Here is a 14,610-nt window from a genome sequence, read left to right as displayed (position 1 = left end):
CCGACCTGCGGTGGCGCCTTGGCGCCGTGACTTCTGCAGGTCGCCTCGCGACCACGGGCAGGATGGCGGGGTGGACGACGGGTCGGGACGGGAGCACGCGGGGAGCACGGCCGTCGTGACGGGCGGGGCACGCGGTATCGGGTACGCCTGCGCGGCCGAGCTCGCGGCACGCGGGGCGGACGTCGCCCTGCTCGACGTGCTCGACGAGGCCGGAGCGAGCGCGCAGCGGATCGCCGCCGAGCACGGCGTGCGCGCCGTCGCCGTGCCCGCCGACGTCACGGACGCGGCGTCCGTCGCCGCGGCGCTCGCAGAGGTCGGCGCGCGGCTCGGGACGCCGTCCCTGCTCGTGCACGCGGCCGGGACGGCGCTCGTCGCCGACGCCCTGGACACGACGCCCGAGCAGTGGGACCGGGTGCTGCGGGTCAACCTCACCGGCACGTTCCTCGTGTGCCAGGCCTTCGCCCGGGCCTGCGTCGCCGCGGGGGCCGGCGGCACCGTCGTCGCCATCGCGTCGATGTCGGCCCGCGTCGTCAACGTGCCCCAGCGCCAGAGCGCCTACAACGCCAGCAAGGCGGGGGTCGAGGGCCTCGTGCGCTCGCTCGCCGTCGAGTGGGCGCCGCTCGGGATCCGCGTCAACGCCGTCTCCCCCGGCTACGTCGCCACCGACCAGACCCGCGGGGTCCTCGAGGACGACCCGGAGACCGCCGCCGCCTGGCGCTCCCGCATCCCCACCGGCGACGTCGGGCAGCCGGAGGACGTCGCCCACGCCGTGGCGCACCTCGCCTCGCCCCGCTCGCGCTACGTCGTCGGCCAGTGCGTCACCGTCGACGGGGGCTACACCGCCCTCTGACCCGCCCCTGTCCCCCGCCCCCTCCCCGCTCCTCCCCTTCTCGCTCCTCCCCTCTTCTCGCACTTCGACGACTTCCTGTCGTCCAGGGACGTCCCTAACGACGAGAAGTCGTCGAAGTGCGGGAGACGAGCGCGAGGGAGGGGGGTGAGGAGAGGGAGGGTGGGGAGAGGGAGGGCGAGGAGGGTCAGTAGAGCGTGTAGCCGCCGTCGGTGACGAGCACGGTGCCGGTGCAGAAGGACGAGGCGTCGCTCGCGAGGTAGACGACGGACGCGGCCACCTCCTCGGGGGTCGCGTAGCGCTGCATGGGGGCGTCCTCGATCCACATCCGACGGAAGCGGGGCTCGTCGACGGGCGCCATCTCCGTCTTGACGTACCCCGGGGCGAGGGCGTTGACGCGGATGCCCTGCGGCGCCCACTCCGCGGCGAGCGACTTCGTGAGCTGGTGCACCGCAGCCTTGCTCGCGTTGTAGACGGGCTGCATCTGCGGGCGGTTGACGATCATCGCGCTGATCGAGCCGATGTTGACGACGGAGCCCCGGACGCCGTCCGGCCCCTGCTGCGCCAGGTGCGGCGCGGCCACCTGCGTGGGCAGCCAGACGCCGCGGACGTTGGTCGTCAGCACCTGCTCGAAGTGGTCGTCGCTGACCTCCAGCGCCGGCTCGTGGATGCACGTGCCGGCGTTGTTGACGAGGACCTCCAGGCTGCCGAGCTCGCGGACGACCCGGGCGACGCCGGCCTCGACCTCGGGCCGCGACGTCACGTCCATCCGCAGCCCGAGCGTCCGGCGCCCGGTGGACGCGGCGATCTCCTCCGCCGCCTCCACGCTGCGGGCCTCGTCCCGGGCGGCCACCGCGACGTCGGCACCCGCCTCGGCGAGCGCCTGCGCGAAGGCCCGTCCGAGCCCGCGGTAGCCGCCGGTGACGAGCGCCACGCGCCCCTCCAGCGAGAAGCGGTCGAGCACACCGCTGCCCCGGCGGCCCCCGTCGCCACCGCTCGTCGGGTCGCTCACCGGGACACTCGTCGCATCACTCATCGGGGACCTCCGAAGACGTCGACGACCGCCTTCATGCTCGTGGGGTCGGAGTCGGCGAGCAGCGCCTCCTCGACCGAGTCGAGGTCGTAGCGCGCGGTGACCATCCCGTCGAGGTCCACGGTGCCCGTGCGCGCGAGCTCGATCGCCCGGGGCCAGGTGTCGACGTAGCGGAAGACGCCGGTGAGACGGATCTCCCGGGTGGCGACCAGCTGCACCGGGATCGGCATCGTCTCCGCCCCGAGGCCGACGAGCACGACCGTCCCGCCGCCGCGCACCGCCTCGATCCCCGAGAGCACCGCCGGGGTGGCACCGGTGCAGTCGACGAAGGCGTCCGCCTCGAGGGCGGCGATCTCGGCCGCCGACTCGCGCGGGTCGAGCGCCCGTGTGGCGCCGAAGGAGAGGATGCGCTCCCGGCGGGACTCGACGAGGTCGGTGACGACGACGTCCGTGGCGCCCTGGGCACGGGCCGCCTGGGCGACCATCGCGCCGATCGGGCCCGCGCCGGCGACGAGGACGCGGTCGCCGAGGCCGACGTCGGTCTTGCGCATGGCCCAGATGCCCACGGACAGCGGCTCGAGCAGGCCGACCGCCGCGTCGGACAGGGAGTCGGGCACCGGGTAGGCGAAGTCCGCGGGCGCCGTCACGTACTCGCAGAAGGCGCCGTCCACCGGCGGCGTGGCGTAGAAGACCATGTGGGGGCAGAGGTTCATCCGGCCCGCGTGGCACTGGCGGCACCGCCGGCACGGCTTCTGCGGCTCGAGCGCGACGCGCTCCCCGACCCGGCTCTCCGGCACGTCACGCCCGACGCCGACGACCGTCCCGCCGACCTCGTGGCCGAGGACGAGCGGCCCGTCGACGACCATGTCGCCGATCCGCCCCTCCGTGAAGTAGTGGACGTCGCTGCCGCACACGCCGACCGAGCCGACGCGGACGAGCACCTCGTCGTCCGCGGGCACCGGGACGGGGCGCTCCTGCACCTCGACCGCCCGTACCCCCGTCATGACGCTCGCGCGCATGGTGCGGGGGACGTCCCCGACGTCCGTCGTGGTCCCGGCCGTGGTGCTCACGCTCGATCGCCTCCTCGTCGTCGCGGCGCACCGCTGCGCCGCCGCGGGCGATCATGCCGCCTCCTCCGGCCGTCGACGTCACACGGCCGCCCCCCGGTGCTCCGGCCCGGCGGCCCGGCGGACGGCGGCGTCGGCGGGGGCGCCGAGCGGCAGGCGCGGGGCGGGGACCCCGTTCACCGGGAGGCACTCGTGCGGGCGGCCGAGCACCCGCTCGGCGTAGACGGTCGCGGGCAGGGGGTAGGAGAACAACCACCCCTGGCCCAGCCGGACGCCCTGCGCGAGCAGCCGGCGTCGCTGCTCCTCGGTCTCGACGCCCTCGGCCAGCAGGTCCAGGCGCAGGGTCCTCGACATGGCGCCGAGGCCGGCGACGAGCTGGCTGCCGCCCGCCCCGACGCCGGAGACGACCGAGCGGTCGACCTTGAGCACCCGCACGGGGAAGCGCCGCAGGTAGTCCAGCGACGTGTAGCCGGTGCCGTAGTCGTCCAGGTGGATCTCGACGCCCAGCGCCCGCAGCGCGTGCAGCGTGGCGAGCAGCCGGTCGTCGTCGGGCAAGGGCTCGTGCTCGGTGATCTCCACGTGCAGCTGGTCGCCCGGGACCCCGGCGCGCGCGAGGGCCTCCCGGACCCGGTCGGCCAGCGCCGGGTCGAGCAGGCTCGTGCGGGTGAGGTTGACGCTCACCGGCAGGGACCGGCGTCGCTGGTCGCGCCAGCGGCCCATCTGCTCGAGGACCTCGTGCAGGACGGCGGTGTCGAGCTCGGCGTCGAGGCCGCTGCTCGCCACGTGGCCGAGGAAGGCGTCGGGCGGGAGCAGCCCGTGCTCGGGGTGCCGCCAGCGCACGAGGGCCTCGGCGCCGACGACCTCGCCGCTCGCCAGCTCCACGAGCGGCTGGTAGTGCACCTCCAGGCGCCCCACGGACGCCGAGCGCCCGCCGAGGAGCTGGCGCACCTGGCTGGTGAGGGTGAACCGGCGCTGCACCTCGACCCGCTGCTCCGGGCGGTAGGAGCGCACGGTGTCGCGGCCGGCGCCCTTGGCGGCGTACAGGGCGACGTCGGCGCGCGTCAGCAGCTCGGACAGGCCGGCGGCGGGGTCGGCGGCGGCCAGCCCGACGCTGCCGCTCGTCCGCAGCGCCAGGCCTCGCACGAGCAGCGGCGGCCGGAGGTCCCGCAGCAGGCGGTCCGCCACCGCCTCCTCCCGGCCGGAGCGCACGAGCACGACGAACTCGTCCCCGCCGAAGCGGGCCACCACGCCGTCGCGCCCCACCGACCCCGCGAGCCGGTCGCGGACCCCGAGCAGGAGCAGGTCGCCGACGTCGTGCCCGTGCGCGTCGTTGACGTCCTTGAAGTCGTCGAGGTCGACGAGGAGCAGGGCCCAGCCCTCGCGCGGCGCGTCGTCGAAGAGCCGCGCCAGGCCCCGCCGGTTCGGCAGGTCCGTGAGGGGGTCGTGGCCGGCGAGGTGCTCGCTCTCCCGCAGGGCCACGCAGGCCCGCAGCACGCACAGGGCCGCCGTCGTCGTCCCGACGGCGAGGAAGGCCCACGACGGCAGGCCGTGGTCACCGGTGGCGAGGTCGAGGACGCGCAGCGCGACGGGCAGGAGGACGAGCGGCAGCAGCCCGACGAGGGCCGCCGAGGACGGGCGTCGGCGCAGCAGCACCTCGTGGTCGAAGGCTCCCGTCATCGCCGCGGGCAGCGCGGCGCAGCCGGTGACGAGGAGGACCAGCGCCTGCAGCGCGGCGACCTCCGGCGGCGCCACCGCGCCGAGGACCGCGGCGACGTCGGCGCCCACCAGGACGACGAGCGCTCCCGTGCCGAAGGCCCAGGAGGGGTGGCGCGACTCCCGCGAGGCGGCGAAGCGCAGCACGAAGCAGAGCAGGACGAGGTCGGCGGTCGGTCCGACGAGGGCGAGGGCCACCGCGTCGGTCGACCCGAGCAGGTGCAGCAGCTGCACGCCGGCGAGGACGACGACGAGCACGCTCACGAGCGTCTCGAGCACGTGCTCGCGCCGTCCGCCCCGGCGGGCCGCGACCGCCAGGCACAGCAGGACGACGCCGGCGCCGGCGCGGCCGAGGAGCGCCAGCGCCCCGCCCGAGCCGTCGCCGGAGCCCTGGGCCCCGATGAGCTGCAGGCTCAGCGCGCCCGCCGCGAGGACGGCGGCGAGCACCAGCCACGGCAGGGGCGTGCGGGGGCGGTGGACGAGGACGCCCGCGAGGACGAGGACGACGCCGGCCCAGGGGACGACGAGGACGTAGACGGGCAGCAGCGCGGGCACGGCCAGGGCGATCGCGCACGTCAGCGCGGCCAGCAGCGGCACCACCGCGGCGGGCGGCGGCCGCCGCACCGTCGGGGGAGTCCTCACGCCCCTCCATCGGCGGTGGGGGTCCGCGCCGCAGCCGCCGCACCGGCCCCCGCCCCGCGCGCGGCCCGACGTCACACGGACGGCGGCACGGCCCGCCCCGCCGTCTCCTGGTAGAACCGGACGCACCGGCACGACCCGCACCGCCCTCCGCGACCGACGGCCGCGGACGGGCCCACGACCGAGGAGCAGCCCGTGGCCGAGAGCCTGCGCGTGGCCGTCGCCACGCCCTTCGACGAGCCCAGCCGGCAGGTCGTCGTCGAGCAGGAGCCGCGGGTGGACCTGGTCGTCGGCCCCGACCTGCTGGCGCCCGTGCGCTGGCCCGGGGACCAGGACGGCGACCCGTCGTTCTCGCGCGACGAGCAGCAGCAGCGCGACCTCGAGGAGCTCCTGGACGGCGCCGACGCCCTGCTCGGGATCCCGGACGAGGACCCGGCGGCGCTGGCCCGGGTCGTGCGCGCCAACCCCCGGCTGCGGTGGGTGCACACGATGGCCGCCGGCGGCGGGCAGTCCGTGCGCGCGGCGCGCCTCACCGAGGAGGAGCTGGACCGGGTCGCCTTCACGACGTCGGCGGGCGTCCACGGGACCCCGCTCGCGGAGTTCGCCCTGCTGGGCCTGCTCGCCGGGGCCAAGCGCGTGCCGCGGCTGCAGGCGGACTCGGCGGCGCACCGCTGGCCCGACAAGTGGTTCATGGGCCAGCTCTCGGGGCAGACCGTCCTCGTCGTCGGCCTCGGCGGCATCGGCTCCGAGGTGGCGCGGCTGCTCTCGGCGGTCGGCACGACCGTCGTCGGCACCAGCCGGCACGGGCGGCCCGTCGACGGCGTCGACGAGCTCGTGCGGCCCGAGGACCTCGCGGACGTCGCCGGTCGGGTCGACGGCGTCGTCGTCACGCTGCCGGGCACGCCGTCGACGAAGGGCCTCCTCGACCGGCGGTTCTTCGCGGCGCTGCGGGAGGGAGCGACCTTCGTCAACGTGGGCCGCGGCACGGTCGTCGACGAGCAGGCTCTCGTCGCGGCCCTCGACGACGGCACGGTGGGCTACGCCGCGCTCGACGTCGTCGCCTCCGAGCCGCTGGACGCCGCGAGCCCGCTGTGGGACCGCCCGGAGGTGCTGATCAGCCCGCACACGGCCGCCGGGGACCCGACGATCACCCACCGCATCGCGGCGCTCTTCGCGGACAACGCCACGCGCCTGCTCGACGGGCGCGAGCTGCGCAACCGGGTGGACGTCGTCGAGTTCTACTGAGCCGACCGGGCCGGTCCCGGGGGCCGGCCACGACCGGCGGCGGGGCCGGCCGGACGGGTCAGAAGGGCATGCTGACGAAGGGCGAGGAGTACAGCGGGTCCCCGGCGAGCACGCGCTCGGCCTCCTCGACGGGCATCCGGTCGGCCTCGGCGGCGACGACCATGCCCAGCAGCCGGACGTCGCCGGGCGTGGGGATGCCGGTCATCTCGTCGTGGGCCAGGACCCAGGAGACGGCGGCCCGGATGCGCTCGGCGTCGTCGTAGGGCTCGTACCAGGTGGCGTAGCGGCCCTCGTCGCCCTCGGGCCAGTTGCGGCGCGAGACCGTCTTGATGGTCATGAGCGCCGCGTCCTGGCGCTGCACCTCGTCCACGAGCGCGCCGTAGGCGCCGCGGAAGACCGGGTCCCGTGACAGCACCGGGTTGAGCGGGGTGAGCACGGACGCGAAGGGGTGGCGCCGCAGCGCCTCGAGGTGGGTCTGCGCCGCCTCCGGCCCGTGGCCGGTGATGCCGACCGCGCCGACGAGGCCCTCCTCCTGCGCGCGCACCGCCGAGGCGAGCGCGCCGTCGTCCGCGGTGACCCGGTCGAGCGTCGCGGCGTCGCCGACGGCGTGCAGCTGCAGGAGGTCCACGCGGTCGGTGCCGAGCCGCTCGAGCGACTCCCCGATCGAGCGCCAGGCGTCCTCGCGGCCGCGCTCCTCCACCTTCGTGGCGAGGAAGCCGACGTCCGTGATGCGGGAGACCCACGGCGCGAGGCGGACCTCCGCCTCGCCGTAGCTGCGGGCGACGTCGAAGTGGTTGATCCCGGCGTCCAGCGCCTCCTGCACCGACCGGTCCGCCGTGTCCTGGTCCACGTCGCTGAGCGCCGCCGCGCCGTAGATGAGCACCGAGCTCTCGTGGCCGAGCCTGCCGAGCCGTCGTCGTTCCACCGGGGCCTCCTCGTCGAGGGACGGGCGGCGCGCGCCGCCCGCGTCCGCGGGCATCCTGCCAGCGGAGCGCCGCGAGGGCGGCCGAGAGCCCCGCTACCGTCCGCGGGGCCGCCCGCGGGGCGGCCGCGCCCGGCGCGGACGAGGGCGCTGCGGCGCGAGAGGGAGCGGTGGTGGCGGTGCGGGCCTGGGTGGACGCCTCCGCGGGCGTGGCGGGGGACATGCTGCTGGGGGCGCTGGTCGACGCCGGCGCCGACCCGGCCGTGCTCCAGCGCGCCGTCGACGCCGTCGTGCCCGGCGCCGTGCGGCTGCGCGTCGAGGAGGTCGTGCGGGGCGGGCTGCGCGCGGTGAAGGCCCACGTCGACGTCCTCGTGGACGACCCGCCGCACCGCACGTGGCGCGACGTGCGCGCCCTGCTCGAGGGGGCCGGCGAGGGGCTCTCGCCCGGCGCCGGGGAGCGTGCGCTGGCGGTCTTCGGCCGCCTCGCCGACGCCGAGGGCCGGGTCCACGGCGTCCCCGCGCAGGACGTGCACTTCCACGAGGTGGGCGCCCTCGACGCCGTCGCCGACGTCGTCGGCACCGCGGCGGCGCTGGACCTGCTCGGCGTCGACGACCTCGTCGTCTCCGCCGTCGCGACCGGGGCCGGACGGGTACGGGCGGCGCACGGGGCGCTGCCGGTCCCCGGACCGGCGGTGCTCGCGATGACGGTCGGCTGGGACGTCGTCGCCGGCGTGCGGCCCGGCGAGGAGGGCGAGCTCGCCACGCCCACCGGCGTGGCGCTCGTCACGGCGCTGGCCTCGGCGTCCGGGCCGCTGCCGGCGCTGCGCGTCGTCGCCACGGGGACCGGCGCCGGCACGCGCGACGTCCCCGGTCGGGCCAACGTCGTCCGCGTCGTGCTGGGGACGCCCACGGCGCCCTCCGCGGCCGCGGGACGGGAGGGGGACCGGGACCTCGAGGACGCGTTGCTGCTCGAGGCGACCGTCGACGACCTCGACCCGCGCGTGTGGCCGGAGGTCGTCGCCGACCTGCTGTCCCGCGGCGCCCTGGACGCCTGGCTCGTGCCGGTGCTCGGCAAGAAGGGGCGTCCTGCGCACGTGCTCACCGTCCTGGCCGACCCCGGGCACGCCGAGGCGCTGTCGTGGGCGGTCATGACGGGCACGAGCACCCTCGGGGTGCGCCGGAGCGCCGTGCGCCGCGACGTCCTCGACCGCGCGTGGTCGCCCGTCGCGGTGCCGGGGCGCCCCGGTACGGGGCGCTCCGGTGGCGAGGTCCGCGTGAAGGTCGGCCACCGAGGCGGGGTCGTCGTCCAGGCCATGCCGGAGTTCACCGACGTCGTCGCCCTCGCCGAGCGGACGGGCGAGCCCGTGGCCACGGCCCTCGTGCGCGCCCGGGCGGCGGCGGTGGACGCCGGGCTCGTCGCCGGCGCCCCGTGGCCGCCCGCCCGGGGCTGAGCCCGGGACAGAGGCAGAACCCGTGGCTCAAGGCGGTGCAGGTTCGCGGCCGGGTCCCGGGCCGGGCGCCGGCACCCCTCAGGAGGCGGCGATCTGCGCGGCGAGGTGCCCTGCGCCGTAGCCGTTGTCGATGCCGACCACGCCGACCCCCGGCGCGCAGGCGGTGAGCATCGTCAGCAGCGGGGCGACGCCCGCGAAGGAGGCGCCGTAGCCGACCGACGTCGGCAGGGCGACGACGGGGCAGGGCACGAGCCCGGCGACGACACCCGGCAGGGCGCCGTCCATCCCGGCGGCGACGACGACGACGCGCGCGCTGCGCAGCAGGTCGAGGTGGCCCAGCACGCGGTGCAGCCCGGCGACCCCGACGTCGACGACCTCGCGGACCTCCCGGCCGAGGTGCGCGGCGGTGACGGCGGCCTCCCGGGCCACGGGCAGGTCGCTCGTCCCGGCGGCCACGACGACGACGAGGCCGCCGCTGCGCGCCGGCGGCTCGGCGGGCCAGGCCACGAGCCGCGCCTCGGGGACGTGGAGCGCGGCCGGGTCCTCCCCCAGGGCGGCCAGCAGCGGGGCCACCTGCTCCGGGCGCAGGCGGGTGAAGAGCGTGCGCGCGCCCCGCTCCCGCACCGCGGCGGCGATGGCGGCCACCTGCTCGACGGTCTTGCCCTCGCAGAAGACCGCCTCCGCGTAGCCGCGCCGGGCCCCGCGGTCGTCGTCCAGCTGCGCGAAGGAGGCGAGCGCCTCCGGCGGGCTCCAGGACCCGCCGGGACGCTCCTCGTCAGCCGGCACGCACGCCCACCAGCGGCAGCGTGAACGCGCCGGACTGCACGCCCGAGAGGTCGAGGGCCACGAAGCGGAACCCTGCCGCCCGCACCGCGCGCACCGCCTCCTCGCGCAGGGGTGCGCTCACGAGCGCGGGGAGGTCGGCCTCGGGCACCTCGAGGCGGGCGACGTCGCCGTGGTGGCGCACGCGCAGGTCCCCGAGCCCGAGGTCGCGCAGGGCCGCCTCGGCGGCCTCCACCTGGGCCAGCTTCTCCGGCGAGACCTCGCTGTGGTGCGGGATGCGCGAGGCCAGGCACGGCGCCGCGGGCTTGTCCGCCGACGGCAGCCCGAGCGCACGGGCCACGCGGCGCACGGCGGCCTTGTCGAGCCCGGCGTCGGCGAGCGGGCGCAGCACGGCGTGCTCGGTGGCGGCGCGCGACCCCGGGCGGTCGGGGCGCCGGGCGTCGTCGGCGTTCTCGCCGTAGGCCACCGCGGTGAGGTCGTGGGCGGCGACGACCTCGTCGTCGATGCGGCTGAACAGCTCGTCCTTGCAGTGGAAGCAGCGGTCGGGCCCGTTGCGGCGGTAGGCCTCGCGGTCCCCCTCGTAGGTGCGCACCTCGACCACGCGCGCGCCGACCACCTCGGCGACGCGGTGGGCGGCCGCGCGCTCGTCGGCCGCCAGGCTGGGCGACACGCCGAGGACCGCCACGACGCGCTGGGGGCCGAGGGCCAGGACGCCGAGGGCGAGCACCAGGGAGGAGTCGACACCGCCGGAGAAGGCCACGCCCAGTCGCCGGACGCCGGCGAGGCCCGCGACCGCGGCGTCGACGGCGGGACGGTCCTGCGGGGGGACGGCGGAGCGCTGCACGGGGCACCTCGTGGTCTCGGCGTCCCGGGCGGCGGCGCCCGGGCGACCCCATGCTGCCGCCCGCGCCCGCGGCCGGTCGAGCCGGCCCTGCGCCGCACCGGCCCCGGCCCCCCACCGGCGCGGCCCTCACCGGCGCGGGGCGACGCCCGGCTCGTGCGCCGAGGACGTGGCCGTGCCGGCTCACCCCGCCCAGGGCACCTCGGGCGAGCGGTAGTAGTCGACGCCCCGCCGCTCCCACCGCGGCCCCTGCAGCGCGAGGCGCTCGCGGTAGGTGGCCCAGTCGTGCGTCGCCCGCGGTGACCAGCCGATCTCCGCGATGCCGGGCAGCCGCGGGAACGCCATGGTCTCGACGTCGTCGAGGTCCTCGAGCGTCTCGCTGAAGATCGCCGCCTCGACGCCGAGCACGTCCTGCTCGCCGATCCCCTCGGCGTACGTCGCGGGGTCCCAGGCGAAGGCGTCCTCGACGCCCGTGAACCCGGCCCACTGCAGGCCGAGCGGGAAGCCCTCGGCGTACTTCATGTCGAGGTAGGCGTGGTCGGCCGGGGACATGACCACCCGGTTCCCGCGGGCGAGGGAGTCCAGGAGCGGCTGCTCGGGCGCACCGGGGACCCAGTACTGCCCGACGGTCACGGGCCCGCCCCCGGCCGGCCCGGCGGCGAGGGGCAGGAGCTCCTGCCAGCCGACGGCCGTCTTGCCGGTCGCCTCGACCAGGGGCAGGACGCGGCGCATGAAGCGGGCGTACTCCTCCTCGGTCGTGACGAGCGCCTCGTCGCCGCCGATGTGCAGGTACTCACCGGGCGTCGCCGCCGCGAGCGCCCGCACGACGTCACCGACGAAGTCGTACGTCACCTCCTTGTCGACGCACAGGGTCGAGAAGCCGACCTCGATGCCGGTGTACGGCTCCGGCGCGACGCCGTCGCACGTGAGCTCGGGGTAGGCGACGAGCGCCGCGTTGGCGTGGCCGGGCAGGTCGACCTCGGGCACCACGGTGACGCCGCGCTCGGCGGCGTAGGCGACGATCGCCGCGTAGTCCTCCTGCGTGTAGGAGCCGCCGGGCCCACCGCCGACCTCGGTGGCGGCGCCGACCTCGGTGAGGCGCGGCCAGCCCGGGATCTCGATCCGCCAGCCCTGGTCGTCCGTGAGGTGCAGGTGCAGGTGGTTGACCTTGTACGCGGCGAGCGAGTCGACGTACCCCTGCACCTCCTCCACCGTCATGAAGTGCCGGGCGACGTCGAGCATGGCCCCGCGGTAGGCGAAGCGCGGGCGGTCCTCGACCCGCCCGCCGGGCACCAGCCAGGGCCCCGGCTGCGCGTCACGGGCCTCGACGGCCGGGGGGAGCAGCTGGCGCAGCGTCTGGACGGCGTGGAGCAGCCCCTCGCGCGTCGCCGCACGCAGGACGACGGACCGACCGCTCGCCTCGAGGACGTAGCCCTCGTCGCCGAGCGCGGGGTCGGCGCCGTCGGTGAGGAGGCTGATGCCGGACAGCGGGCGGGAGGCGTCGTCGGGTCCGTCCGTCGGCACGACGGGCAGCCGGAAGCCGGTCGAGGGCCGCAGCAGGTCGACGAGCAGCTGCGCGGCGGCCGCGGCCTCCGGGGAGCCGGCCTGGACGCGCACGAGCGTCCCGGGCCCCAGCTCGACGGGGCGGCCGGACGGCGCGACGGACGCCGGCAGGGGGATGACGTCGGAGAGGTCGGCCACGGCCGCCGATCCTCCCCGCCCCGGCGCCGCCGCGCCGCCCGGCGCGGCGGTGGCCGGGACGGCCGGGGCCGCCAGCAGACCGGCGACGGCGACCGCGGCGAGCGCGGCGCGGGGGAAGGTCTTGGGACGTGGGCGCACGGTCGACCTCCGGTCGTCGGCGGGCGGCCTCGCTGCCGTCCGGGCAGGCGCGCCGGATGCGCCCGTTTCGTGACCGTACGCCCGTCCGAGGGGCCGCGGAAGACAGGCGCGGGGCGTCCGCGCGAGACTGCAGGCCCGCGGCCCGCCGAGGGCTCGGTGAGGGGGGTGTGACGGATGGACCGCACGACCGCCGGGACGTCGCGCCCCCCGGCCCGGACGACGCACGGCCTCTCGCGGGCCTGGCACCTCGGCCTCGCCGTCGTCGTCGGGGCCTCGCTCCTCCTGCAGCTGGTGCTCGTCCTGGCCGGAGGGACCGACGCGAGCTCCACGAGCGGCGACGAGGGCGCCCCGCTCGGCGTCCGGCTCGTGCGCCTCGCCTCCTACTTCACGATCCAGAGCAACGTCCTCGTGCTCGTCGCCGCCGTCTCCCTCGCCCGCGACCCGGCGCGCGACGGCCCGGTGTGGCGCGTGCTGCGGCTGGACGCCCTCCTCGGGATCAGCGTCACCGGTCTGGTCTTCGGTGCGGTGCTCTCCGCGCAGGTCGACCCCACCGGGGCGGCGTGGTGGGCGAACGCCGGGCTGCACCGCGTCTCCCCCGTCGCCTGCGTGGTCGGGTGGCTCCTGCTCGGCCCCCGGCCGCGCGTGGACGGGCGGACGCTGCTGGGCGCCGCGGCCTGGCCGGTGGCGTGGATCGCGTACACCTTCGGCCACGGCGCGCTGACCGGGTGGTACCCCTACCCGTTCCTCGACGCGGGCGAGCGCGGCTACCCCGCCGCGCTCCTCGCCACCCTGCTCGTCGTCGTCCTGGCCGTCGTCCTCGGGGCGGCCGCGGCGCTGCTGGACGCCCGGCTGCGCCCCCGGCCGGGCGCCGGGCGTGGCACCCGCTCCTCCGCGGCGACGGCGGGCTGACGGGGCCGTCGCGGGCAGGGCCGCGCCTCACCCCATGCCGTGCACCCGGTCGGCCTCGACGACGAGGACCACCCGCTGCTGGTCGCGGCCGCCGTACCAGGCGTAGGGCCCACCGGTGTAGCGCTGCGAGAGCGCCTCGATGTGGTCGGCGGCGCCGTCCGTCGTCGTCCGCACGACACGACCGCGGACGGCGACGTACCGGAAGGGGTTGTCCGGGTCCCCGACGGCGACGCTGACGCGCGGGTCGCGCTCGACGTTGCGCGTCTTCTGGTAGCCGACGACGGTGTTGACGAGCACGTGCTCGCCGTCGGTGTCCACCCACGTCTGCGTCGTCTGGGGGGAGCCGTCCGGCATGAGCGTCGTGACGTAGCAGGGGCTGGGGCGGCGCAGCAGGTCGAGCAGGTCCTCGGGCAGGTCCACGGCGGCGTTCCTCTCGGCGGGGCGGTCGACGGGCGACCGGGCGGCTCGGGCCGGCGCGGCCCGTCGAGGCACGAGCCTGGCGCCGTCCGGCCGTCACCGCGCGTCGCCGTGGCCGTCGTCGGTGCGGCGGGGCAGGCTGCTCCCATGACCTCCTCGGCGGAGACCACCGACGCCCCGCTCGACGCCCTCGGCGGCCACGACCAGTCGCGTGCCTCGCGCCGTGGGGTCCGAGGCTGCGTCTACATCGGCCTGTCGGTCGACGGCTTCATCGCCCGCCTCGACGGCGACCTGGACTGGCTCACCGAGCGCGGCGAGGCCGCGGGCGACGCCGGGTTCCGCGACTTCGTCTCGAGCGTCGACGCCGTCCTCATGGGCCGCGGCACCTACGAGGTCATCGCCGACTACGACAGCTGGCCCTACCTGGACAAGCCCGTCCACGTGCTCAGCTCGTCCATGAAGGACAGCGAGGACGCCCGGATCACCGTGCACGGCGACCTCGACGACGCCGTCGCGGCGCTGGCGGACGCCGGCTGCGGGCGCGTCTACGTCGACGGCGGCCGTGCCGTCCAGGCCTGCCTCGCGGCGGGCCTCGTCACCGAGCTGACGCTCTCGCGGGTCCCCGTCCTCATCGGCGCGGGCGCCCCGCTGTTCGGGCCGCTCCCCCACGACGTCGACCTCGTGCACCGCCGCACCGAGGTCCTCGGCGGCGGGATGGTCCAGACCACCTACGACGTGCGGACCACCACCGACGGCTGACCGCTCCTCGGCGACGGCTCGCCGCGGGAACCGTGCGCGGTCCTCGGGGGGCGGCACGCGGGGCCGCCCGACGGGCGAGGACGTCGAGGGGCGGCACACCGGGCCCGCACGACGGACGCGGACGTCGAGGGGCGGCACGCGGCGT

General features: G+C 77.2%; 13 protein-coding genes. 5 read left to right on the top strand and 8 right to left on the bottom strand.

Features of this window, described 5'->3' with window-relative positions:
• Positions 1 to 70 precede the first annotated feature (70 nt).
• Positions 71 to 850 carry an SDR family NAD(P)-dependent oxidoreductase gene (locus WDZ17_RS00640; protein WP_339573192.1) on the top strand — a complete coding sequence of 260 codons (780 nt, stop codon included), beginning with the start codon at positions 71 to 73 and terminating at the stop codon, positions 848 to 850.
• A 184-nt stretch (positions 851 to 1,034) separates the two neighbouring features.
• On the opposite strand, the gene WDZ17_RS00635 is transcribed toward WDZ17_RS00640, so the two are convergent.
• The 3 genes from WDZ17_RS00635 to WDZ17_RS00625 form a co-directional block, all read right to left on the bottom strand.
• Positions 1,035 to 1,859, bottom strand: a complete 825-nt coding sequence (locus WDZ17_RS00635; protein ID WP_339573191.1) for an SDR family NAD(P)-dependent oxidoreductase — start codon at positions 1,857 to 1,859, stop codon at positions 1,035 to 1,037.
• Positions 1,860 to 1,879: 20 nt separating this feature from the next.
• A complete protein-coding gene (locus tag WDZ17_RS00630) occupies positions 1,880 to 2,899 on the bottom strand; it encodes an NAD(P)-dependent alcohol dehydrogenase (RefSeq protein WP_422631768.1) in 1,020 nt (339 codons plus the stop codon).
• Positions 2,900 to 3,028: 129 nt separating this feature from the next.
• The gene (locus tag WDZ17_RS00625) at positions 3,029 to 5,302 is read right to left on the bottom strand and encodes a putative bifunctional diguanylate cyclase/phosphodiesterase (protein WP_339573189.1); all 2,274 of its coding nucleotides are present in this window, start codon (positions 5,300 to 5,302) and stop codon (positions 3,029 to 3,031) included.
• A 192-nt stretch (positions 5,303 to 5,494) separates the two neighbouring features.
• On the opposite strand from WDZ17_RS00625, the gene WDZ17_RS00620 reads away from it, so the two are divergent.
• Positions 5,495 to 6,544 (top strand): D-2-hydroxyacid dehydrogenase, encoded by a 1,050-nt coding sequence (locus WDZ17_RS00620; RefSeq protein ID WP_339573188.1) that lies wholly within the window; start codon positions 5,495 to 5,497, stop codon positions 6,542 to 6,544.
• Between the two features lie 58 nt (positions 6,545 to 6,602).
• Here the strand turns inward: WDZ17_RS00620 and WDZ17_RS00615 are convergent, their stop codons facing one another.
• Entirely contained in the window at positions 6,603 to 7,523 is a 921-nt protein-coding gene (locus WDZ17_RS00615; protein WP_339573187.1) for an aldo/keto reductase, read from the bottom strand.
• 116 nt (positions 7,524 to 7,639) lie between these two features.
• Here WDZ17_RS00615 and larC point away from each other — a divergent pair, with 116 nt between their 5' ends.
• Positions 7,640 to 8,917 (top strand): nickel pincer cofactor biosynthesis protein LarC, encoded by a 1,278-nt coding sequence (larC, locus tag WDZ17_RS00610; RefSeq protein ID WP_339573186.1) that lies wholly within the window; start codon positions 7,640 to 7,642, stop codon positions 8,915 to 8,917.
• A gap of 78 nt (positions 8,918 to 8,995) precedes the next feature.
• On the opposite strand, the gene larB is transcribed toward larC, so the two are convergent.
• The 3 genes from larB to WDZ17_RS00595 all read right to left on the bottom strand — a co-directional run bounded on the left by larB (position 8,996) and on the right by WDZ17_RS00595 (position 12,380).
• Entirely contained in the window at positions 8,996 to 9,703 is a 708-nt protein-coding gene (gene larB / locus WDZ17_RS00605; protein ID WP_339573185.1) for a nickel pincer cofactor biosynthesis protein LarB, read from the bottom strand.
• Entirely contained in the window at positions 9,693 to 10,544 is an 852-nt protein-coding gene (gene larE, locus WDZ17_RS00600) for an ATP-dependent sacrificial sulfur transferase LarE (protein ID WP_339573184.1), read from the bottom strand. Before larE ends, larB begins: the two co-directional genes overlap by 11 nt.
• A 180-nt stretch (positions 10,545 to 10,724) precedes the next feature.
• Positions 10,725 to 12,380 carry a beta-N-acetylhexosaminidase gene (locus tag WDZ17_RS00595; RefSeq protein ID WP_339573183.1) on the bottom strand — a complete coding sequence of 552 codons (1,656 nt, stop codon included), beginning with the start codon at positions 12,378 to 12,380 and terminating at the stop codon, positions 10,725 to 10,727.
• Positions 12,381 to 12,554: 174 nt separating this feature from the next.
• Here WDZ17_RS00595 and WDZ17_RS00590 point away from each other — a divergent pair, with 174 nt between their 5' ends.
• Positions 12,555 to 13,289, top strand: a complete 735-nt coding sequence (locus WDZ17_RS00590) for a Pr6Pr family membrane protein (protein ID WP_339573182.1) — start codon at positions 12,555 to 12,557, stop codon at positions 13,287 to 13,289.
• 27 nt (positions 13,290 to 13,316) lie between these two features.
• On the opposite strand, the gene WDZ17_RS00585 is transcribed toward WDZ17_RS00590, so the two are convergent.
• Positions 13,317 to 13,709: a PPOX class F420-dependent oxidoreductase gene (locus WDZ17_RS00585; protein ID WP_339573181.1), complete on the bottom strand. Its 393-nt coding sequence runs from the start codon at positions 13,707 to 13,709 to the stop codon at positions 13,317 to 13,319.
• 144 nt (positions 13,710 to 13,853) lie between these two features.
• On the opposite strand from WDZ17_RS00585, the gene WDZ17_RS00580 reads away from it, so the two are divergent.
• Positions 13,854 to 14,465 (top strand): dihydrofolate reductase family protein, encoded by a 612-nt coding sequence (locus WDZ17_RS00580; RefSeq protein ID WP_339573180.1) that lies wholly within the window; start codon positions 13,854 to 13,856, stop codon positions 14,463 to 14,465.
• The last annotated feature ends 145 nt before the right edge of the window (positions 14,466 to 14,610 follow it).

The sequence above is a fragment of the Pseudokineococcus basanitobsidens genome, assembly GCF_037482545.1.
Lineage (GTDB): Bacteria > Actinomycetota > Actinomycetes > Actinomycetales > Quadrisphaeraceae > Pseudokineococcus > Pseudokineococcus basanitobsidens.
The sequence above is the reverse complement of the archived record's forward strand: the minus strand, read 5'-3'. Positions and strand labels throughout refer to the sequence as shown.

What these genes read in the sequence shown, in the direction of transcription:
- WDZ17_RS00630 (WP_422631768.1), bottom strand. Translation starts at nt 2,899, where the DNA reads ATGCGCGCGAGCGTCATGACGGGGGTACGGGCGGTCGAGGTGCAGGAG.
- WDZ17_RS00615 (WP_339573187.1), bottom strand. Translation starts at nt 7,523, where the DNA reads ATGCCCGCGGACGCGGGCGGCGCGCGCCGCCCGTCCCTCGACGAGGAG.
- WDZ17_RS00590 (WP_339573182.1), top strand. Translation starts at nt 12,555, where the DNA reads ATGGACCGCACGACCGCCGGGACGTCGCGCCCCCCGGCCCGGACGACG.
- WDZ17_RS00580 (WP_339573180.1), top strand. Translation starts at nt 13,854, where the DNA reads ATGACCTCCTCGGCGGAGACCACCGACGCCCCGCTCGACGCCCTCGGC.